The 19,968-nt window shown below is 65.6% G+C and carries 18 protein-coding genes; 6 read left to right on the top strand and 12 right to left on the bottom strand.

The window, feature by feature from the left end; genetic code table 11:
- Positions 1-44: 44 nt before the first annotated feature.
- On the top strand, positions 45-1,532 hold the full coding sequence (gene pdxR, locus AC07Y9_RS18155) for a MocR-like pyridoxine biosynthesis transcription factor PdxR (protein WP_102679493.1): 1,488 nt from the start codon (positions 45-47) through the stop codon (positions 1,530-1,532).
- A gap of 4 nt (positions 1,533-1,536) precedes the next feature.
- Here pdxR and AC07Y9_RS18150 read toward each other — a convergent pair whose 3' ends face one another.
- Positions 1,537-2,214 (bottom strand): TetR/AcrR family transcriptional regulator, encoded by a 678-nt coding sequence (locus AC07Y9_RS18150; RefSeq protein ID WP_007928882.1) that lies wholly within the window; start codon positions 2,212-2,214, stop codon positions 1,537-1,539.
- A 104-nt stretch (positions 2,215-2,318) separates the two neighbouring features.
- A complete protein-coding gene (gene quiC / locus AC07Y9_RS18145) occupies positions 2,319-4,229 on the bottom strand; it encodes a 3-dehydroshikimate dehydratase QuiC (RefSeq protein ID WP_009045747.1) in 1,911 nt (636 codons plus the stop codon).
- Positions 4,230-4,875: 646 nt separating this feature from the next.
- Between quiC and AC07Y9_RS18140 the strand changes: the two genes are divergently transcribed.
- Complete coding sequence (locus tag AC07Y9_RS18140) at positions 4,876-6,213, top strand: MFS transporter (protein WP_062824517.1); 1,338 nt, start codon at positions 4,876-4,878, stop codon at positions 6,211-6,213.
- A gap of 82 nt (positions 6,214-6,295) precedes the next feature.
- Here the strand turns inward: AC07Y9_RS18140 and AC07Y9_RS18135 are convergent, their stop codons facing one another.
- From AC07Y9_RS18135 to AC07Y9_RS18120, 4 genes are all read right to left on the bottom strand, one after another.
- On the bottom strand, positions 6,296-7,174 hold the full coding sequence (locus AC07Y9_RS18135; RefSeq protein ID WP_085534579.1) for a DMT family transporter: 879 nt from the start codon (positions 7,172-7,174) through the stop codon (positions 6,296-6,298).
- Positions 7,175-7,277: 103 nt separating this feature from the next.
- Complete coding sequence (locus tag AC07Y9_RS18130; protein ID WP_102679492.1) at positions 7,278-8,093, bottom strand: sugar phosphate isomerase/epimerase family protein; 816 nt, start codon at positions 8,091-8,093, stop codon at positions 7,278-7,280.
- Positions 8,094-8,095: 2 nt separating this feature from the next.
- Entirely contained in the window at positions 8,096-9,151 is a 1,056-nt protein-coding gene (locus tag AC07Y9_RS18125; protein ID WP_102679491.1) for a Gfo/Idh/MocA family protein, read from the bottom strand.
- 330 nt (positions 9,152-9,481) lie between these two features.
- On the bottom strand, positions 9,482-10,258 hold the full coding sequence (locus AC07Y9_RS18120; RefSeq protein ID WP_097135087.1) for an IclR family transcriptional regulator: 777 nt from the start codon (positions 10,256-10,258) through the stop codon (positions 9,482-9,484).
- 210 nt (positions 10,259-10,468) lie between these two features.
- Between AC07Y9_RS18120 and AC07Y9_RS18115 the strand changes: the two genes are divergently transcribed.
- Entirely contained in the window at positions 10,469-12,196 is a 1,728-nt protein-coding gene (locus AC07Y9_RS18115; RefSeq protein WP_102679490.1) for an FAD-dependent oxidoreductase, read from the top strand.
- 173 nt (positions 12,197-12,369) lie between these two features.
- On the opposite strand, the gene pcaG is transcribed toward AC07Y9_RS18115, so the two are convergent.
- The 3 genes from pcaG to pcaQ form a co-directional block, all read right to left on the bottom strand.
- Positions 12,370-12,975 (bottom strand): protocatechuate 3,4-dioxygenase subunit alpha, encoded by a 606-nt coding sequence (gene pcaG, locus AC07Y9_RS18110; RefSeq protein WP_009045754.1) that lies wholly within the window; start codon positions 12,973-12,975, stop codon positions 12,370-12,372.
- Positions 12,976-12,985: 10 nt separating this feature from the next.
- Complete coding sequence (gene pcaH / locus AC07Y9_RS18105) at positions 12,986-13,705, bottom strand: protocatechuate 3,4-dioxygenase subunit beta (protein WP_053262773.1); 720 nt, start codon at positions 13,703-13,705, stop codon at positions 12,986-12,988.
- Positions 13,706-13,808: 103 nt separating this feature from the next.
- Positions 13,809-14,738 carry a pca operon transcription factor PcaQ gene (gene pcaQ, locus AC07Y9_RS18100; protein ID WP_062824513.1) on the bottom strand — a complete coding sequence of 310 codons (930 nt, stop codon included), beginning with the start codon at positions 14,736-14,738 and terminating at the stop codon, positions 13,809-13,811.
- A gap of 139 nt (positions 14,739-14,877) precedes the next feature.
- On the opposite strand from pcaQ, the gene ypfJ reads away from it, so the two are divergent.
- Both ypfJ and AC07Y9_RS18090 read left to right on the top strand, forming a co-directional pair.
- Positions 14,878-15,774, top strand: coding sequence for a KPN_02809 family neutral zinc metallopeptidase (ypfJ, locus tag AC07Y9_RS18095; protein ID WP_102679489.1), 897 nt, complete (start codon positions 14,878-14,880; stop codon positions 15,772-15,774).
- Positions 15,774-16,751: a hypothetical protein gene (locus tag AC07Y9_RS18090; protein ID WP_102679488.1), complete on the top strand. Its 978-nt coding sequence runs from the start codon at positions 15,774-15,776 to the stop codon at positions 16,749-16,751. Before ypfJ ends, AC07Y9_RS18090 begins: the two co-directional genes overlap by 1 nt.
- Positions 16,752-16,796: 45 nt before the next feature.
- Here the strand turns inward: AC07Y9_RS18090 and AC07Y9_RS18085 are convergent, their stop codons facing one another.
- The 3 genes from AC07Y9_RS18085 to AC07Y9_RS18075 all read right to left on the bottom strand — a co-directional run bounded on the left by AC07Y9_RS18085 (position 16,797) and on the right by AC07Y9_RS18075 (position 18,927).
- Positions 16,797-17,390, bottom strand: a complete 594-nt coding sequence (locus AC07Y9_RS18085) for an HAD family hydrolase (protein ID WP_102679487.1) — start codon at positions 17,388-17,390, stop codon at positions 16,797-16,799.
- Entirely contained in the window at positions 17,387-18,256 is an 870-nt protein-coding gene (gene tesB, locus AC07Y9_RS18080; RefSeq protein WP_007928905.1) for an acyl-CoA thioesterase II, read from the bottom strand. The genes AC07Y9_RS18085 and tesB overlap by 4 nt, the downstream gene beginning before the upstream one ends.
- A 101-nt stretch (positions 18,257-18,357) precedes the next feature.
- Positions 18,358-18,927: a GNAT family N-acetyltransferase gene (locus tag AC07Y9_RS18075; RefSeq protein ID WP_009045759.1), complete on the bottom strand. Its 570-nt coding sequence runs from the start codon at positions 18,925-18,927 to the stop codon at positions 18,358-18,360.
- 74 nt (positions 18,928-19,001) lie between these two features.
- On the opposite strand from AC07Y9_RS18075, the gene AC07Y9_RS18070 reads away from it, so the two are divergent.
- Complete coding sequence (locus AC07Y9_RS18070; RefSeq protein ID WP_102679486.1) at positions 19,002-19,922, top strand: histone deacetylase family protein; 921 nt, start codon at positions 19,002-19,004, stop codon at positions 19,920-19,922.
- Positions 19,923-19,968: the final 46 nt, after the last annotated feature.

Raw genomic sequence — 19,968 nt, 5'->3', positions numbered from 1 at the left:
ACCACTTTTCCAGCTGTCGCCGACCGGCGATCCCCAGGCCCCCGATGAAAACCCGCAAAACCGCCTATCCCATCTGGAACCGCCTGCAACTGGCCAAGGACGGCCACTTGTCCTTGCGCGAGCAATTGCTGCTGTTCCTGCGCAAAGGCATCGCCGACGGCAGCGTCAAGGCCGGCATCCGCCTGCCCGCCTCACGCGTGCTGGCGACACAGTTGGGGCTATCGCGCATGACCGTGACCGAGGCCTATGGGCAGTTGATCGCCGAGGGGTTCCTGGAAGCCCGGACAGGTTCGGGGACCTACGTCATGGCGCGGATCGCCGAGCAAACGGCCTCGCCGCCCGCCCGGACAGAGGCCCCCGTCGGTTCCACCCGGGCCCGGGCGCTGACGGGGACCGACTCGATGTCCGTGGCCCGGGCCGCCTGGCCGCTGACCCCGGGCCTGCCGGCGCTGGATGCCTTTCCCTATGTGCTGTGGGGGCGCCTGGAAGGCCGCTTCTGGCGACGCCGGCCACTTCCCGACCTGTCCTACGGCGACCCGCAGGGTTTCCTGCCATTGCGCGAAGCCCTGGCGGCGTACCTCGGCGCGGCACGCGGAGTGGTGTGCCAGGCCAGTCACATCGTGATTACTCCCGGTGCCCAGGCGGCGGTGTCGATTGCCACCCTGGCGCTCACCGACCTGGGAGAGCGGGTCTGGGTCGAGAACCCCGGCTACGATGCGGCCTACCGCAGCGTGCTGCTGGCCGGTGTGCAGGCCGTGGGCGTTCCAGTGGATGCAGAAGGCCTGGATGTGCAGGCCGGCCGCCGGCTCGCGCCCGACGCCCGGCTCGCCCTGGTATCGCCTTCGCACCAGTATCCCCTGGGGGTCGGCATGAGCCTGGCGCGACGCCTGGCCTTGCTGCAATGGGCCCACGATGCCGATGCCTTCATCCTCGAAGACGATTACGACAGCGAGTTCCGCTACGGCGGCGCGCCAACCCCGGCGCTCAAGGCGCTGGACGGCAATCAGGGGCGGGTCATTTATATCGGGACCTTGAGCAAGCTGCTGGCGCCGGGCCTGCGCCTGGGCTTCCTGGTCGCCCCCGAGGCGGTGGTGGAGGTGTTGCGCAACGTGCGCAATGGCAGCGGCCACCGCGTGCCTTTGTCGCTCCAGGCGACGGCGGCGGAGTTCATCGGCAATGGCCACCTCGGCAGCCATATCCGTCGTAGCCAGGCGGTTTATGCGCAGCGTCGCGCCGCCTTGCTGGCGGCCATTCACAACGCCGGCAGCGAGCGCATGACGGTAGCCAGCAGCGCCAGCGGATTGCACCTGCTCGCCGAACTGCCCGATGGGCTCGACGACCAGGCGATCGCGGCCGCCGCCCATGCCCGGAAGATCGGCGTCGCGCCGCTGTCAGGTTTTTTCGTGGGTGCCCAGGGCGGATCACGCCCCGGCTTGCTGATGGGCTTTGGCAATACCCGAGCGGAGTCGATGCAGGATGCGGTTGAAACCCTGTGCCGGCTGATCGATCGACAGCGGGGTTCAGCCGCCTAGAGGATCAGGCCTGCAAGTAGCGCAGCACCGACTCGCAGATCATCTCGCGGTGGCGCTGCTTGATCGCCTCGTCAGGCAGGTCGATCTGGAAGATCTCGCCGAAAGTGTGGCGGTTGGACACGCGGTAGAAGCAGAACGAACTGATCAGCAAATGCACGTCCAGCGGATCCAGGCCGGCGCGGAACACGCCCTCGTCGGCCCCGCGCCGGAGGATCTCGCCCAGGGCATGCAGGATGGTGTTGTTCATCGCCTTGATCGCTTCGGAGCGCTTCACGTATTCGGCGTTATGAATGTTCTCGATGCTGACGATGCGCACGAAATCGACGTTGCGGTCGTGGTGATCGAAGGTGAACTCCACCAGCCGGCGAATCGCCTCGCGCGGCGCCAGCTCCGCCAGGTGCAGGCGGCTTTCGGTGTTGCGGATATCGCCGTAGAGCTTCTCCAGCACCTCGACGTACAGTTGCTCCTTGCTGCCGAAGTAGTAATAGATCATGCGCTTGGAGGTGTGGATGCGCTCGGCGATGGCATCCACCCGAGCACCGGACAGGCCCTGCTGCACGAACTCGACAATAGCCTCTTGAAGAATGTTCTCGCGGGTCTTTTCCGGGTTGTTCTTGCGACTCTTGCGTGGCTCGATCACGGGCTGCTCGGGCGCTACGGAGAGTTCTGTGGTCATTGTCATTCTGGGGCTCACGGCCATCGCTGCACACGCGGGCGATTATGGGCCGCCTCGCGCAGCGAAGGAAAGCAGGACGGCGGCCCTTTGCCGCCGCCGTTACGAAACTCCTACAACTTCGCGTGCCGTACCCCACCGCTGCGCGACTTGGCCATGGCCGCCAGGCGTACCGCGACGTTCGCCGCGCCATACCCGACATAGCCATTCTTGCGCTGGATGATCTCGAAGAAGAAGCGCCCCTCGAACGGCTCGGTGTAGACATGGAACAGCTCGCCACCCTGGGCGTCACGGTCGTAGAGCACGTTGTAGTAGGCCAGCTCGCTGAGGAACTCGTCGTCGAAATCGAAGCGCGCCGCCAGGTCGTCGTAGTAGTTGAGCGGGATGTCCAGCAGCGGCACGCCCGCCTCCTTGGCCCGGCTGACTTCGGCAAAGATATCGTCGCAATCAAAGGCGATGTGATGCACGCCCGAGCCGCCGTAACTGGACAGCGCGTGGGAGATCGCGGTCTTGCGGTTCTCGGAAATGTTCAGCGGCAAACGAATGGTGCTGCAACGGCTGCGCAGCGCCCGGCTCTTCACCAGGCCGTAGGGATCGGGCAGCACCACTTCGTCGTCGGCGGTGAAATCCAGCAGGCTCTTGTAGAACAGCACCCAGCTGTCGAGGTTGTCGGCCGGCAACGCCATGGCCATGTGGTCGATGCGCTTGAGGCCGCCCTTGGCTACCACGCCCGGGAGCATATTGAAATCGGTGTCGTACAGGTGCTGGCCGCCCTGCTCCTGGTCCACCAGGTAGATCAGGCTGCCATCCAGCTCGCGCACGGCGGCCAGTTCCAGTTCGTTGGGGCCCACCAAGCCGCGGTACGGCTGACCCTTGTAGGCCACCGCGCGCTCCAGCGCCTTGGCGCTGTCCTTGACCCGGATCGCCGTGGCGCACACCGAGGGGCCGTGGGCTTCGAAGAAGCTGTGGGCAAAGGAATAAGGTTCGGAGTTGAGGATCAGGTTGATATCGCCCTGGCGCATCAGGCTGACATTCTTCGAGCGGTGCTGGCCGGCCCTGGCGAACCCCAGGCGTTCCAGCCAGCCGCCAAGCTTGGCGCCCAGCGCTTCGTCCACGGCGAACTCGAGAAACTCGGTGCCGCCATATTCACTGGCCGGCGGCGGCGCGAACAGCGTATCGATATTGGCCACCGGCGCGGCTTCCTGTTCCAGGCGCTGGCGGGTTTTCTCCTCGAGGTACAGCAGCGAACGCAGGCCGTCCGCGGCGTTGGCCCGCGGTGGCGCGGCGCGGAAACCGTCGTTGAAGATCTCCAGGGACAAAGGCCCGGTGTAGCCGCTCTTGATGATCGGCGCGAGGAACCCCGGCAAGTCGAAATCGCCCTGCCCCGGGAAGCAGCGAAAATGCCGGCTCCACTCCAGCACGTCCATGGCCAGGATCGGCGCGTCGGCCATCTGCACGAAGAAGATCTTGTCCCCGGGAATCTCGGCGATCGCCGCCGGGTCGCCCTTGAGCGACAAGGTGTGGAAGCTGTCGAGCAGCACGCCCAGGCTCGGATGGTCGGCCTCGCGAACGATGTCCCAGACCTGTTGATAAGTATTGACGTGCCGGCCCCAGGCCAGGGCTTCGTAGCCGATCCGCAGGCCACGGCTGCCAGCGCGCTCGGCCAGCAGGCGCAGGTCGTCCACCAGGATCTGCCGGTCGCCGACGCTGTCGGCCGCGGCATTGCTGCACACCAGCACCAGGTCGGTGCCCAGTTCCTGCATCAGGTCGAACTTGCGCTCGGCGCGTTCCAGGTTGCGTTGCAGGCGGTCGCGGCGGCAACCTTCGAAATCGCGAAAAGGCTGGAACAGAGTGATGGCGATGCCCAGGTCCGCGCACATCTGGCGGATTTCCCGGGGGCTGCCGTCGTAGTAGAGCAGGTCGTTCTCGAAAATCTCCACGCCGTCGAAACCGGCGGCGGCAATGGCTTCGAGCTTTTCCGGCAGGGTACCGCTCAAGGAGACGGTGGCAATGGAACGCTGCATGTTTCAACTCCCGGTAATGACCACAGATCGGGCGCCGTGCCTGTGGCCGCTGCCGCAGGTCCTCCAGCGCACTGAAGATCCCGCGCCCGCTTCGCGGGCGATCGCAGCCTGCGGTAGCGGCTACAGGTACGTTTGTTATTGGATGGGGCGGATTATTGAGCCGGGCATTGCAGACAGCAATTCAAAGTGTACGAACCAGTTAGTTTTTCGTGCGATTATCGAACAAAATGGCCATTGGCGAATTGACGATTTTTCGTCCGCTGCGCACCATCGGCAACACATTGAGCCGGCACCGAACCGCCGGCTTCAATCACCCAAGACCCAGAACACACCATAAAAATTTCAAAAATCGGGTACACCCTCATGCTTGCACTCAACGCCACACCTCTCTGCCTGGCCCTTCGGCCCTCACCCGGCCACGCCTCCAACAGCCGCCTTCAGACGGACGCACTACGGCCCCTGGGCTGACCATGCCCGCACGCTGACCAACCCGCTTTCCACCGCCGCGCCCGACGCGCGTCGACCAAAGCACTCAGCCGATCGATCATCGAGTTCACCCGCGGCCCGTCCGCATAGCCGACAATCGATCACGCGCCCTTGAGTCCCGACGAGTTGTCCCTCGTCAGTCATTGAACGGATGGCACACATGATTCCTTCTCAAAGCTCCCGCATGGCCCCGAGCCTCGGCACCGCCTCCGGCGGCATCGGCGACAAGATCCGCGGCGCCATGGCGGTCGGCAAGACCCGCTGGGGCATGCTCGCCCTGGTGTTCTTCGCCACCACCCTGAACTACATCGACCGCGCCGCCCTGGGTGTGATGCAGCCGATCCTGGCCAAGGAAATGAGCTGGACGGCGATGGACTACGCCAACATCAACTTCTGGTTCCAGGTCGGCTACGCCGTCGGTTTCGTCCTGCAAGGACGGTTGATCGACCGGGTCGGCGTCAAGCGCGTGTTCTTCTTCGCCGTGCTGCTGTGGAGCCTGGCCACCGGCGCTCACGGCCTGGCCACTTCGGCCGCGGGTTTCATGGTCTGCCGCTTCATCCTCGGGCTGACCGAGGCCGCCAACTACCCGGCCTGCGTGAAGACCACGCGCCTGTGGTTCCCGGCCGGCGAACGCGCCGTGGCCACTGGCATCTTCAACGCCGGGACCAACGTCGGCGCCATGTTCACGCCGATGCTGCTGCCGTTGATCCTGCACGCCTGGGGCTGGCAGGCGGCGTTCCTGTGCATGGCTGCGCTGGGCGGCATCTGGCTGCTGTTCTGGGGCCTGAAGTACTTCAACCCGGAAGATCACCCGAGCGTCAAACAGTCCGAGCTCGAGTACATCCAGAAAGAAGTCGAACCGGAGCAGGCCCGCGTGCCTTTCTCGCGCATCCTGCGCATGCGCGGCACCTGGGCCTTCGCCCTGGCCTACGCGATCACCGCGCCGGTGTTCTGGTTCTACCTGTACTGGTTGCCACCCTTCCTCAACCAGCAGTACAACCTGGGCATCAACGTGACCCAGATGGGCATCCCGCTGATCATCATCTACCTGACCGCCGACTTCGGCAGCGTCGGTGGCGGCATCCTCTCGTCGTTCCTGATCGGCCGCGGGGTCAACCCGATCAAGGCGCGCCTGGTCTCCATGTTCCTGTTCGCCTGCTGCATCATCGGCGTGATCATGGCAGCCGGTACCTCCAGCCTGTGGCTGGCAGTGTTCGCCATCTCCCTGGGGATCGGCGCGCACCAGGCCTGGACCGCCAACATCTGGAGCCTGGTGATGGACTACACGCCCAAGCACATGATGAGCACGGTGTTCGGTTTCGGCGGTATGTGCGCAGCCATCGGCGGCATGTTCATGACCCAGATCGTCGGCCACATCCTCACCGTCACCAACAACAACTACACCGTGTTGTTCACCCTGATCCCGGCGATGTACTTCATTGCCCTGACCTGGATGTACTTCATGGCTCCCCGCAAGATTCCAAAAGTAGAAGACTGACGCTTTCCTCTCGCAGGCCCGGTTCCGGGCCTGCTTTTTTTCTCCCCCGCTTCTCTCACTGTCCTCCCGTTACCAACGCCACTCAGCGCTGCCGCTGTTGCCAGGCAGCCGCCAGGCCGCTGAGACAGATCACCGCGATGCCCAATTGGGTGATCGGCTGCGGCGTATGGCTGAACAACAGCCAGCCCAGCAACCCGGCGAAGACGATCTGGCAATAACCGAACGGCGCCAGCAGCGCCGGCGCCGCGTGGCGGAAAGCCTGGGTCAGGAACAGGTGGGCGGTCATGCCGCAGGCCCCCAGCGCCAGCATCAGCGCGCCATGGACAAAGCTCGGTACCTGCCAGAACAACGGCACCAGCGCGCTCATCACCAGGGTGTTGCACAGGCCGGCGAAGAAGTTACTGGTGGTCGGGCTGTCGTGCTCGGCGAGCTTGCGGGTCAGCAGTTGGTAGAAGCAGAAAAACAGCGCCGAGCAGAAAGGCAGCAGCACCGCCGGGGTGAACAGGTCGCCACCCGGGTGAACGATGATCAGCACCCCAATAAAACCGCAGATCACCGCCAGCCATTGACCCTTCGTGACCCGCTCGCCCAGCAGCGGCACCGACAGCGCGGTGACCAGCACCGGCGCCAGGAAGTTGACCGCCGTGGCTTCCGCCAGCGGGATAAACAGCAGCGCCGAGGTGAACAGCAGGCTGGTGCCAAGCAGGCACAAGGCCCGCGCTATTTGCAGCAACGGCCGCTTGGTGCGCAACACCCGCAGGCCCGATTGCGGCAGGAAGATTCCGGCCATCAGCAGGGTATGAACCAGGTAGCGGGCCCAGACCACCATCACGATCGGATAGAACCCCGAAAGGTATTTCGACAGGGCGTCATGACTGGCGAACAGGAAGGTCGCCACGACGACCAGCAGGATGCCCTTGAAGGGCTGGTTGACACCGGAAAGGGGTGTGCTGAGGGTCATCCGCGGAGTCTCTCAAGATAGGGTTTGTTTGTAGAAAAACAGCTTCGCGGGCAAGGACTGGGCGCCCAGTCCTTGCCCGCGATAGGGCTATCCGGGCTATCCATTAAATCCTGGCCAACAACGCCCGGGTCTTGTCCAGGGCCATCTGCGCCCGCTCCAGGGCGCCAACGCCCTGTTCGAGCAATTTCACCGTGGGGATCTCCAGGCTCAACGGCAAGTTGGCCGGCAGACAATGCAAGAGCCCCGCCAGGTCGCAATCGCCATCCCCGGGGAAACGCCGCTCGTTGCGGGCCTGGCGCAGGATCTCCTGCATATCGTCCGGTCGCGGGCCGGCCACGTCGCACAGCTGGGCATAACGCAGCCGTGACGGCGCGACCTTTGCCAGATCCTCCAGGCGCGAGGCCGAGCGATCGAAGTGGAATGCGTCCACCAGCACCGCAGCGTTATCGCGCCTGGCGTTCTCCACCACCCGCACTGCCTGCTGCAGGTTGCGTGCATCGGTCCAGGGCATGAACTCCAGGTGCGGGTGCAGGCCGTAGATCGACGCCAGGTCGCACAGTTCGGCGAAGCGCTCGGTCATGCGCCCCTCGTCGGGGTCGTTGCCGGCCACCAGCAGCTCGCTGGCACCGAACTCCGCGCCGACCGCCAGCACCGCCTCGAAATCCGCCACCCGGGTGTGCGGCTTGAGCCGCAGGATCTCCACATCCAGCACGCCGACGCCGGTGTCGCGCAGGCGGCTGAGGGTCTGTCGGCGCAGCTCGGCATCGGCCACCAGGGCAAAGTGATGCTCCTGCGGCGTCGCCGGCACCAGGCGCAAACCGACGTGGCTGTAACCGGCGCGGGCCGCCACCTCGACCATCTGCGGCGGCGAGATTTCCAGCACCGTGAGGCTAGCCAGGGAAAGAATGCGTTCGCTCATGCTCATCCCTCGATCGGCGCCGGGGTACAGGCCCGACCGGTCGCCGCCGCTTCACGGATCGCCTCGATCAGCGCCAGGGTCCGCGCCGCATCGGCCACGCTGACCAGCGGCTCGACCTCGCGTCGCGCCACTTTGACGAAATGCTGCAACTGCAAGCGCAGGGCCTCGGCGGCGGTGAAAGGCTCCTCGATCGCCAGCAACGGCTGATGCCAGCCGGCGCCGGCCTCGGCGTACCGCCAGCGCTTGAGTTGCGGAATGCTCAGGGCGCCACCGGTGCCAGCCAAGAGGTAGCACGGCTGGTCGGCCTGGCGCGGGTACACCGGGTTCTCGCCGGAATCCAACTCCCAGCTCCAGGGCGCCGCCACAGCGTCGGAACCGGTCAGGCTGCCCAGGGCACCGTTGGCGAATTGCAGCAGGACGGCGGCGCAATCCTCGTTGGCAAAACCGCGCACCGCGTTGCTGGTGACGGCCTGCACTTGATGTACCTCGCCGCACAGATGACGCAGCAGGTCGAGGTCGTGAATCAGGTTGGTCAGCAGCATCCCGGCCCCGGGTTCGCGGCGCCAGGGAATCTCGAAATAGCTGTCGGGCTTCTGCAATTGCCAGAGCGCGGTGACCGTGGTCAACCGGCCCAATGCCCCGCCCCGCACCAGCGCATGGGCACGGACGATCAGCGGGTTGTGGCGCCGGTGATGGCCCACCAGCACGGGAACACCGCTGCTTTTCACCGCGGCCACCAGTTCGCGCGCTTCATCCAGGTGCACGCCGACCGGTTTCTCCAGCAGCACCGGCACACCGGCCGCCAGGCAATCCAGGGCAGTGCCGACGTGCAGGTTGTTCGGGTTGGCGACTATCACGGCGTCGGGGCGGGCCTGTTCGAGCATCAGTCCATGGTCGGGGTAATACGGCACCTGCCACTGCGCGGCGATCCCGGCTGCTTGCGGGCCGGGGTCGGCCACGGCACAGAGCCTGGCCTCGGTGAGGGTCTTGAGGTGCTGGTAATGCTGCTGGCCCATATTGCCGACGCCGATCAGGGCAATGCGCAAAGGCGAGTCCAAGGCGGGATCCTCTTGTGATTGTTATGGGAACGCGAAATTTCAAATATTTAGAACTCGGTTCCATTTTCATACAAGAGCAAAACGAAATAGTGTCCGATCAGCGAACAGCTTTAAGGCTTGAGATCGCAAAGGCCCTGCAAGCCTTATCGCAGGCTGCGCCAGCGGCTACAGAAAACGAGGAAACCCTGTAGCCGCTGCCGAGCCCCGCGAGGCTGCGATCGGGCGCGCAGCGGCCGTCAAACCGGCGACCGCACTCAGCCTGCCCCACCGCCGCGACCGGTTTTGCGGCTCCTGCGGAGCCGATCGCAGGCTGCGCCAGCGGTTACAGAGTCAGCTGAAGAGTTCGGAGGCCTGGCTGGCGGCCGAGAGTTCGTCGGTGAACTTCAACAGCAGCGGCGCCAGTTCATGCAGGCGCGCCAGCGGCATGCGCGCGCTGGGGCCGGCGATGCTCAGCACTCCGACCACCCGGCCGTCGACCGGATGACGCACCACCGCGGCCACCGCCGAGGTGCCCACCGCCGAGCTTTCCTCGACCCAGGCGTAACCCTGTTCCCGAGCCAGGCGCAGGCGTTCGAGCAGTTCGATGTTCGAGCGCGGCGCGTTCGGGCCCAGGTCCGCGGGGATCTCGGCGGCCTGGCGCTCCACCAGCGACAACGCCTCGGCATCGCTCAGGCAGGCCAGCCAGGCATGCCCGGAAGCGGTATAGAACAACGGCGCCTCGCGGCCCATGTCGGGGTCGTAGCGCAACCCGGAACGGGCGCCCTGGGACTTGGCGATCCAGGTCTGGCGCTCGTCCTCGATCACCCCGAGGCGCACCAGCTCGCCGGTTTCCTGGGCCAGCCGGTCGAGCACCGGCTGGACGATGTCCGCGCCGCTGCTGGACAGGTAGCGAAAGCCCATAGCCACCAGCTTGGTCGACAGGTGATAACGCAGGCTGTCCGGGTTCTGGCGCACGTAGCCCAGGCGGATCAGCTCCGCCAACAGCCGGTGGGTGGCGCTTTTGGGGATGCCCAGTTGCTCGGCCAGGGTCTGCATCGGCAGGCCGCGGGGGTCGCTGGTAAGACTTTCCAGAACGCTGAAGACGCGCTCGATTTGACTGCCGGCCATGGTCGGGTCCAGACGAAATTTGGCCGATTCTAGTGACAACCGGCGCAATGGGGAAACACACCGCGGCCTCGTTCGATAACCGCCCATAAAAACCTCGGCACGGCGCAGATGATCTTGCCCTCGCCTTGCTGCCGACTATTCGACTCCGTATATTTTTTGGAATCAAGTTCCAAAAATAATAATCGTTCGTTTAGCGGAGTTGCTTCTTCCATGCCTGCCACCGCCTCCCTGCCCCACCCCGATATCGATTGCGACGTGCTGGTCGTCGGCTCCGGCGCCGCCGGCCTCTCGGCGGCCGTGACCGCGGCCTGGCATGGCCTGAAAGTCATAGTGGTGGAGAAAGACCCGGTGTTCGGCGGCGCCACCGCCTGGTCCGGCGGCTGGGCCTGGGTGCCGTGCAACCCGCTGGCGCGACGGGCCGGCATAATCGAGGACGTGGAACTGCCGCGCACCTACCTGAAACACGAACTGGGCGAACGCTACCAGCCAGCACTGATCGACGCCTTCCTCGAAGCCGGGCCGCGCATGGTGTCGTTCTTCGAGCGTCATACCGCGCTGCAATTCGCCGACGGCAACGCCATCGCCGATATCCACGGCGATACGCCAGGAGCCGGCACCGGCGGACGCTCGGTGATCGCCGCGCCCTACGATGGGCGCGAGGTCGGCACGCTGCTCAAGCGCCTGCGCAAGACCATGCGCGAAACCTCGTTCATCGGCATGCCGATCATGGCCGGCGCGGACCTTGCGGCCTTCCTCAACCTGAGCCGTTCGCTGCCGGCGGCCTGGCATGTGAGCAAACGCGTCGCTCGCCACCTGCGCGACCTCGTCACTCACCGCCGCGCCCTGCAACTGGTCAACGGTGTGGCGCTGGTGGCGCGCCTGGCCAAGTCGGCGCAGGACCTGGGCGTACTGCTCTGGGAATCGGCGCCGGTCACCGAGCTGCTGCGCGACGGCGACGCGGTGACGGGGGCGATTGTCAGCAGCGCCACCCGGGGGCCCATCCGTGTCCGCGCCCGCAAAGCGGTGGTGCTGGCGGCCGGTGGCTTCGCCAATGACATCGAGCGGCGCAAGGCACTGTTCCCACGCACGCCCACCGGCCACGAGCATCTGGCCCTGCCGCCGCTGGCGGTCTCGGGCGACGGCTTGCGCCTGGGGGAGAGCGTTGGTGCCCGGGTCGATACCGACATGGCGTCCCCCGTGGCCTGGGCCCCGGTTTCCGCGGTGCCCTACCAGGACGGCAGCCGCGGGCATTTCCCGCACATCATCGAGCGCGGCAAGCCGGGGATCATCGGCGTCTTGCGCAACGGCCAACGCTTCGTCAACGAAGCCGACGGTTACTACGACTATGTGCGAGCGATGGTCGCGGCGGCGCCCGAGGGCGAAGAAGTGGCGTCGTGGCTGATCTGCAGCCACGGCTTCCAGCGCCGCTATGGCCTGGGCATCTCCCGACCCTTCCCGGTGCCGCTGGCGCCCTTTATCCGCAGCGGCTACCTGAAGCGCGGCGCGAGCATCGAGGAACTGGCCCAGGCCTGCGGCATCGAGGTGAACGGCCTGCGCGCCACCCTGGCGGAATACAACCGGCATGCCCGACAAGGCCAGGACCCGCTGTTCGGCCGGGGCTCGACGCCCTACAACCGCAAGCAGGGCGACCCGCGCCAGCAACCCAACCCGTGCGTAGCGCCCATCGAACAGGGGCCGTTCTACGCGGTGAAAGTCCAGCCGGGCTGCTTCGGCACGTTCGCCGGGCTCAAGGTCAACCCCCACGCCCAGGTGCTCGACGGCCAGGGCCAGGCCATCGCCGGCCTGTACGCCGCCGGCAGCGACATGGCCAGTATCATGGGCGGCCACTACCCCGCCGGCGGCATCAATCTCGGCCCGGCGCTGACCTTCGGCTACATCGCCGGGCGGCACATCGCGGGCGCCAGCGCTTACGAATAAGGCGGCATTCAACTTCGAAAAGGGTGTGGTTCTTGAGATCGCTTGAAGGCCCTGCGGGCCTTATCGCAGGCTGCGCCAGCGGCTACAAAAAGCACGGAATCCCTGTAGCCGCTGCCGAGCCCGCGAGGCTGCGATCGGCTCCGCAGGAGACGCCCGCGGTAACGGATGGCAGATCAGAAATCGAAGAACACCGTCTCCCCTTCCCCCTGGATGCGGATATCGAAGCGGTACGCCCGCTGCCCATCCACGTCACAGGGATGCGCCAGCAGGGTGTCGCGCCGCTGCGGCTGCTCGATCAGGTTCAGCACCGGGCAGGCGGCGTTGGCTTCCGGCTCGTCGGCGAAATACAGGCGCGTGTGCAGGTGGATGTTGATCCCCCGGGCGAACAGCGCCACGTTGATGTGCGGCGCCATCGGCACCCCGGCGGCGTTGTTCACCACGCCCGGCTTGACCGTGTGCAGCGTCCACTCGCCGGCATCGAAGGTGGTGGCCGTGCGCCCGAAGCTGTTGAAGGCTTTCTCCGAATCGAACACAGGGTCGTAGACGCCCTCGTGGTTGGCTTGCCAGAACTCGAGGAACGAGTCGCGCACCAGATGGCCGTTGCCGTCGTACACATGGCCGATCAGCAGGATCTTTTCCCCCTGGGCGTCGGGCCCGGCCATCCGGTTCCAGATCTCGTCGCTGCGGGTCGGGTTGCCCGCAGCGGCCAGCGCCAGGCCGATATGCACATAAGGGCCGGCCGTTTGCGAAGGGGTTTCGGGCAGCAATTGGATAGGCATGGCGGGCTCCTCAGCAATTCTCGAAGTGGGTCTTGCGCTGGCCGCGCAACACGATGTCGAAGCGATAGGCCAGGCAGTCCATCGGGTTGGCACTGCTCATGTCCAGCCGCGCGATCAGGCTCTGCACCGCCTGCGGATTGGCGATCGACTTGACGATCGGGCACAGCGGGATCAGCGGGTCGCCCTCGAAATACAGCTGGGTGATCAACCGCGTGGCGATCGACGGCCCGCTGATGGAGAAGTGAATATGCGCCGGGCGCCAGTCGTTCGGGCCGTTGCGCCACGGGTAAGGGCCGGGCTTGATGGTACGGAAGCTGTAGTAGCCGTCACGGTCGGTCAGGGCCCGGCCGACACCGCCGAAGTTCGGGTCCAGGGGCGCCAGGTAGCGGTCGTTCTTGTGCCGGTAGCGACCACCGGCGTTGGCTTGCCACATCTCCACCAGGGTGTGGGGAATCGGCTGGCCGTACTGATCGCAGACCCGGCCGGCGACGATGATCCGCTCGCCCACCGGCAAGCCGCCGTTATTGAAGTTGAGCAGCAGGTCGTTGTCGAAACGCCCGGTCTTCAGATGGGAGAAATCGGGGCCGCTGGTTTCGCTCAGCGATTGCGGGATGCTCACCAGCGCCTGGCGCGGCGAACGGGCCACGGAGGTCTTGTAGTCGGGGGTCAGGGCCTTGGGATGCCAATTACGGTCACGGATAACGAAACGACTGCTGTCTGCATCAGACATGTCGGTCTCCTGTTGTTTGATTTATGGAGCGCAGCCCGCGCAGTTTCAAACAACGGCAGCCCGACGACTATTGAAAAGCCCCCTCAACAACATAACCAAAAGGTTAGGGATAACGCCCCTCGCGATAGGCCTGCCCGACCTCCCGCAGCACCTCCACGCACCATTGCGCCGCCAGCGACAGCGGCAGGCTGGCGTTGCTGGAGATGCCCACCGAGCCGCCCGGCTCACGCTGCCCCAGGTCGATCTCGCGCAGCTCGCCGTTGGCCAGGTCCAGGCGCACCGCATCCAGCGGGGCGATCCACAGTGCATCGCTGGACAGCGCATAACGCCGGCTCAAGGCCACCGAGAGGGTTTCCAGGCGCTGGCGCGACTGGCTGATGCCGCACTGCACGAACAGGCTGTCGGCGAATTTGCGGATGGTGGTGCCGGCCAGCGGCAGTACCAGCGGGTAGCGCTCCAGCGCATGCCTGTCCAATGGCCCGTGCAGCAACGGGTGATCGGGACGCGCCACCAGGGTCATGGACTCGCTGTACAGATGCTCGAAGCTCAGGCCCTGGATCTGCGGGCTGTCCGTCATGCGCCCGACCACCAGGTCGACATCGCCGACCCGCAACTGCGACAGCAGGTAGGCGCTGGGGCCGGTGACCACGCTCACCACCAGCGCCGAATGCCGTTCGTGCAGGCGCCGCACCACCTCCGGCAGCAGCAGGCTTTCGGCGGTCGAAAGCACACCCAGGCGCACCACGCCGGCGGCATATTCGCCACCACGCAAGGTGTTCACCCCCTCGCGCAGGGCCTGCACCGAGGGCCCGGCGTAACGCAGAAAGGCCATGCCGGCCTCGGTCAGGCTGAGCCCGGCCTTGCTCCGGGCGAACAGCCGGGTGTCGAGCAGTTCTTCCAGTTCCTTGAGGGTTTTCGACATCGCCGGCTGGCTTACCGCGAGCACATCCGCCGCCCGCGCCAGGCTGCCCTGGCGAGACATTTCAAGAAAACATACGAGGTGACGGAATTTGATGCGGGTATCGATGTTCAAAGGAGGCCCCGGATGTGTCGCGACAGGATCGATGCGGCTGCGGGCAATGGTAGCGTGCATGCAAAAGGCTGACGACCGGACTGGCGTCTGCCCTACTCACCAGCAACACTGATCAGCAAATTAGAACGAGGATTCACCCATGCTTTGGAAGAAAGGACGGCGCAGCGACAACGTGGTGGATGCTCGCGATGACAGTGGCGGCGGTGGAGGCGGCGGTCTGCGCTTTGGCGGCGGCAAGGGGCTGAGCCTGACCGCCATCATCCTGATCGCCGGCATCGGCTGGGTCACCGGCCAAGACCCGTTGCAAATCCTCGGGCAGCTCGCCGGGCAGATGGACCAGTCCTCGGCGCCCGCCACCACCCAGCAGACCCGCCAGGCGCCGCCGGCCAACGACGAGCAAGCGGAATTCGTGCGCTCCATCCTCGGCGACACCGAAGACACCTGGGGCCAGATCTTCCAACAGGCCGGACGCGCCTATCAGCAACCCAAGCTCATCCTGTTCCGTGGCCGGGTGAACTCCGCCTGCGGCTCGGCGACCTCCGCCACCGGCCCGTTCTATTGCCCGGCCGACCAGCAGGTGTACCTGGACATGGACTTCTTCCGCGAGATGGACCAGCGCTTCTCGGCCGCCGGCGACTTCGCCCAGGCCTACGTGATCGCCCACGAAATCGGCCACCACGTACAGACCCTGCTCGGCGTCTCGGCGAAGATCCAGGCAGCCCGCCAACAAGGCCGGCAGATGGAAGGCGACGGCGGCCTGCTGGTGCGCCAGGAGCTGCAGGCCGACTGCCTGGCGGGCGTCTGGGCCAACCATGCGCAGAAACGCCTGAACTGGCTGGAGCCGGGGGATATCGAAGAAGCCCTGAACGCCGCCAATGCCATCGGTGACGACCGCCTGCAACAGCAAGGCCAGGGCCGCGTGGTACCGGACTCCTTCACCCATGGCAGCTCGGCGCAACGGGTACGCTGGTTCAAGGCCGGTTTCACTCAAGGCCAAGTCGGCCAGTGCGACACCTTCGCGGCGAAGAGTCTGTAATGCGCCGGGTACTGGTGCTGCTCACGTTATGGATGATCTGCGCCGGCGCGCAGGCAGCGGAAAATGGCGTCAAGACGATCAGCCCCGCGCGGCTGAACCTCGAAGGCGGCGAACTGGCCATCGGCCTGAGCCAGGACTGGCAGCGGCCGCTGCCCGAGGTCCAGCGGGCGCTGATCATCGTCCACGGGCGCCTGCGTAATGCCCAGACCTACCTGCAAAGCGCCGAACAGGCCGCCAGCCAGGCCGGGCAAAGTGCGTCCACCCTGGTGGTCGCCCCGCAGTTTCTCAACCAGAGCGATATCGAGCGTCACCCACTACCCGACTCGCTGCTGCGCTGGCAGGGCAATGACTGGATGGCCGGCGAGCCGTCCAGCGGGCCCAGGGCGGTCAGTTCCTATGCGGTGCTGGACGCGATCATCACGCGGCTGAGCGATCGTCAGCAGTTCCCGTCCCTGACCGAGATCGTCATCGCCGGCCACTCCGGTGGCGCCCAGGTGGTGCAGCGTTTCGCCCTGCTCGGCCAGCACCATCCGGGCCTGGAGGATGACGGCATCAAGCTGCGCTACGTCATCGCCAACCCGTCGTCCTATGCCTATTTCGACGAACAGCGCCCGGTGAAGGTCGATGCCGGCGCGTGCCCCGGTTTCAACCACTGGAAGTACGGTCTGCTCAAGCTGCCGGCCTACGCCGCCGGCCAGACCGCGCAGCAACTGGAACAGAGCTACGTCAAGCGCGATATCACCTACCTGCTGGGCAAACAGGACACCGACCCGCACCACCCGGCGCTGGACACCAGCTGCGCCGCCGAGGCCCAGGGCGCCTACCGCTTGATTCGCGGGCACAACTATTTCAACTACCTGAAACAGCGTCATCCCCAGGGATTGCAACAGCAACTGATCGAAGTGCCCGGGGTCGGGCATGACGGCGACAAGATGTTCACTTCGCCCGAAGGGCAGAAGGCATTGTTCGGCCAATAAGCTCGGCCAATAAACAGAGTGAGGTCAGCTTGCTCGCGATGGATCTCAGGCCAAAAGCATCTGCTTCAAGATCACGCAATCCTCGGCATGCCAGTCGGCCAGCTCCGGCCACGGGTTATCCGGCAGGTTGACCAGCACCGTATGGGTGCCCGCCGCGCGACCGCAGTCGAGGTCGAAGCGGTAGTCGCCGACCATCACCATCTCGGCGGGCGCCACCGCCCAGGCCGCGGCCAGCTTCAGCAAGCCGCCCGGGTGAGGCTTGGGCGGTGCTTCGTCGCGCCCCAGCACGTCTTCGACGGCAAAGCAGTCGGCCAGGCCGATGGCCTCCAGGGTGATATGGGCCAGCTCCCGCGCATTGCGGGTCAGGATGCCCAGGCGATAGCCCCGCACCGCCAGCTCCCGCACCAGTTCCACCGCCCCCGGCGCCGGGCGCGAACCCAAGGCCAGGTCGCGCTCGTGCTCCAGCAGCCAGGCGTGTTTCGCCGCGGCTTCAGCGGCGGGCAAGGCCGCGAGGTGGGTCAGGATGTCATGCTCCGGCGGGATCCCCAGCGCTTCGCGGATAGCCGCGAAATCATGCACGGCCACCGTCAGGGTGCCGTCCATGTCGAACACCCAATGCCGCACCTCGGCCAGGCTCATGCCCAGTCCTTGCGGTGGCGGATCAGGCCTTCCTGGGTCACCGACGCCACCAGCTGGCCGGCGCGGTTGAACACGCTGCCACGGGAGAAACCGCGGGAATTGCCGGCCCACGGGCTGTCCATGGCATACAGCAGCCAGTCGTCGGCGCGCAGGTCGGCATGGAACCACAGCGCGTGGTCGAGGCTGGCGACCTGCATGTCCTTCTGCCACACCGACTTGCCATGGGGCAGCATCGAGGTGGTCAGCAGGCCGAAGTCCGAGGCGTAGGCCAGCAGGTATTTATGCAGCGCGGGAATGTCCGGCAGGCTGCCGTCGGCGCGGAACCAGACATATTTGATCGGGTCCGCCGGCTGCGGGTTGTAGGGGTCTTTCTCGGTGACCGGGCGCACTTCAATAGGCTTGGGGCACAGCAGTTTTTCGCGCATGTGCTCGGGGATCAGGTGCGCGCGCTGCTGGGTGATCTCCAGCTCCGACGGCAGGTTTTCCGGGCCGACCACCTGGGGCATCGTGTCCTGGTGCTCGAAGCCTTCCTCGTCGTACTGGAACGAGGCGCTACAGGTGAAGATCGGGTTGCCCTTCTGGATCGCCGTCACCCGGCGAGTGCTGAAGCTGCCGCCATCGCGCACCCGGTCGACCTGGTACACCACCGGCAACGCCGCGTCGCCCGGGCGCAGGAAATAACCGTGCAGCGAATGCACATGGCGGGCCTCTTCGACAGTCTGGCTGGCCGCGGACAGGGACTGACCCAACACCTGGCCGCCGAACAGCTGGCGGAAACCCAGGTCCTGGCTACGACCGCGAAACAGGTTTTCCTCGATCGGTTCCAGGGTCAACAGGTCGACCAGATCATCCAACACGTGGCTCATTCAGACTCTCCTCACACAGAGCAATGCCGCGCAGTCTTCGCTGCCGCGGTCGATTCAATCGGGTTCACACACATGGGCACACTCCAGATGCCCCCGACCTGCTATCCATGCAAGGTTTCCAACCATTGTTCGCGGTTGATGCGATACAGCACATGATGACGCAGCGGATGCTCGCTGCCGAGCTTTGGGTGATCGAAATCGTCGTCCGCAGCGTGTTGCATGCCGATGGCCTGCATGACTTTCTGCGACGGCAGGTTGCTGGTGGTGGTGAAGGCGACGATCTCCTTCAGGGCCAAGCGATCGAAGCCACAGCGCAACGCGGTCCAGGCCGCTTCGCTGGCATAGCCCAGGCCCCAGTGCTCGCGCGCCAGGCGCCAGCCGATTTCCACCGCCGGGGTGAACGGCGCCTCGAAGCCCACCACGCCCAGCCCGGTAAAACCGATAAAGGCCCCGGTATCCTTGCGCTCCAGCGCCCACGTGCCAAAACCGTGCTCGGCGAAATGCCCACGGATCCGCCCGATCAGCGCAGCGCTTTCCAGGCGGCTCAAGGGGGCCGGAAAGTAACGCATCACCTGCGGATCGGCACACATCGCCGCGAACGCCGGCAAATCCTCGTCGCGCCACTGGCGCAACAGCAGTCGAGCACTTTCGAGTTGCAGTATCGGCTCCATCGTCCCCTCCATTTCCATGCGTGCCAGTCTACATCGCTGGTAGGATCCTTTTCGGATTCCTACATGAAATTGCCATGCCACTGCCGCTGATCTACCACGAAGACTACAGCCCTGAGTTCCCGGCGGAGCACCGCTTCCCCATGGACAAGTTTCGCCTGCTGCGCGACCACCTGGTGGACAGCGGCCTGACCCGCGATGCCGACCTGCTGCGCCCGGAGCTGTGCCCCAGGGAAATTCTCGCCCTGGCCCATGCCCCTGGGTATATCGAACGCTATATGGCCGGCGAGTTGTCGCGGGAAGACCAGCGGCGCCTCGGCCTGCCCTGGAACGAAGCCCTGGCCCGGCGCACCGTGCGCGCCGTCGGCGGCTCGTTGCTGGCCGCCGAACAGGCCCTGGAGCATGGCCTGGCCTGTCACCTGGCCGGCGGTACCCACCACGCCCACTACGACCACCCGGCGGGTTTCTGCATCTTCAACGACCTGGCGGTAATCAGCCATTACCTGCTGGAAGCCGGACGGGTCGGCCGGGTGCTGATCTTCGACTGCGACGTGCACCAGGGCGACGGCACCGCGCGGATTCTCGAACATACCCCGGACGCCGTGACCGTCTCGCTGCACTGCGAAAAAAACTTCCCGGCGCGCAAGGCCACCAGCGACTGGGACATCCCCCTGCCGATGGGCATGGGCGACACCGACTACCTGAAGGTGGTCGACGATGCCCTCAATTACCTGCTGCCGCTGTACCAGCCGGACTTGGTGCTGTACGACGCCGGGGTGGATGTGCACAAGGACGATGCCCTGGGTTACCTGAAGCTGACCGACCAGGGCGTCGCCGCCCGCGACGAACAGGTGATGCGCCATTGCCTGGGCCGCGACATCCCGGTGCTCGGGGTGATCGGCGGTGGCTACAGCAAGGACCGCCAGGCCCTGGCGCGGCGCCACGGCATCCTCCACCACAGCGCGCAACGGGTGTGGACATCATTGGGTTGCCATTGAAAAATGAGCGCCGCCGCATCATCAGGTTGTCATCAAAAGCTGGGCG

The organism is Pseudomonas sp. GW456-L12, assembly GCF_059424045.1.
The sequence above is the reverse complement of the archived record's forward strand: the minus strand, read 5'-3'. Positions and strand labels throughout refer to the sequence as shown.

What these genes read in the sequence shown, in the direction of transcription:
- pdxR (WP_102679493.1), top strand. Translation starts at nt 45, where the DNA reads ATGAAAACCCGCAAAACCGCCTATCCCATCTGGAACCGCCTGCAACTG.
- AC07Y9_RS18150 (WP_007928882.1), bottom strand. Translation starts at nt 2,214, where the DNA reads ATGACAATGACCACAGAACTCTCCGTAGCGCCCGAGCAGCCCGTGATC.
- quiC (WP_009045747.1), bottom strand. Translation starts at nt 4,229, where the DNA reads ATGCAGCGTTCCATTGCCACCGTCTCCTTGAGCGGTACCCTGCCGGAA.
- AC07Y9_RS18140 (WP_062824517.1), top strand. Translation starts at nt 4,876, where the DNA reads ATGATTCCTTCTCAAAGCTCCCGCATGGCCCCGAGCCTCGGCACCGCC.
- AC07Y9_RS18135 (WP_085534579.1), bottom strand. Translation starts at nt 7,174, where the DNA reads ATGACCCTCAGCACACCCCTTTCCGGTGTCAACCAGCCCTTCAAGGGC.
- AC07Y9_RS18130 (WP_102679492.1), bottom strand. Translation starts at nt 8,093, where the DNA reads ATGAGCGAACGCATTCTTTCCCTGGCTAGCCTCACGGTGCTGGAAATC.
- AC07Y9_RS18120 (WP_097135087.1), bottom strand. Translation starts at nt 10,258, where the DNA reads ATGGCCGGCAGTCAAATCGAGCGCGTCTTCAGCGTTCTGGAAAGTCTT.
- AC07Y9_RS18115 (WP_102679490.1), top strand. Translation starts at nt 10,469, where the DNA reads ATGCCTGCCACCGCCTCCCTGCCCCACCCCGATATCGATTGCGACGTG.
- pcaG (WP_009045754.1), bottom strand. Translation starts at nt 12,975, where the DNA reads ATGCCTATCCAATTGCTGCCCGAAACCCCTTCGCAAACGGCCGGCCCT.
- pcaH (WP_053262773.1), bottom strand. Translation starts at nt 13,705, where the DNA reads ATGTCTGATGCAGACAGCAGTCGTTTCGTTATCCGTGACCGTAATTGG.
- ypfJ (WP_102679489.1), top strand. Translation starts at nt 14,878, where the DNA reads ATGCTTTGGAAGAAAGGACGGCGCAGCGACAACGTGGTGGATGCTCGC.
- AC07Y9_RS18090 (WP_102679488.1), top strand. Translation starts at nt 15,774, where the DNA reads ATGCGCCGGGTACTGGTGCTGCTCACGTTATGGATGATCTGCGCCGGC.
- AC07Y9_RS18085 (WP_102679487.1), bottom strand. Translation starts at nt 17,390, where the DNA reads ATGAGCCTGGCCGAGGTGCGGCATTGGGTGTTCGACATGGACGGCACC.
- tesB (WP_007928905.1), bottom strand. Translation starts at nt 18,256, where the DNA reads ATGAGCCACGTGTTGGATGATCTGGTCGACCTGTTGACCCTGGAACCG.
- AC07Y9_RS18075 (WP_009045759.1), bottom strand. Translation starts at nt 18,927, where the DNA reads ATGGAGCCGATACTGCAACTCGAAAGTGCTCGACTGCTGTTGCGCCAG.
- AC07Y9_RS18070 (WP_102679486.1), top strand. Translation starts at nt 19,002, where the DNA reads ATGCCACTGCCGCTGATCTACCACGAAGACTACAGCCCTGAGTTCCCG.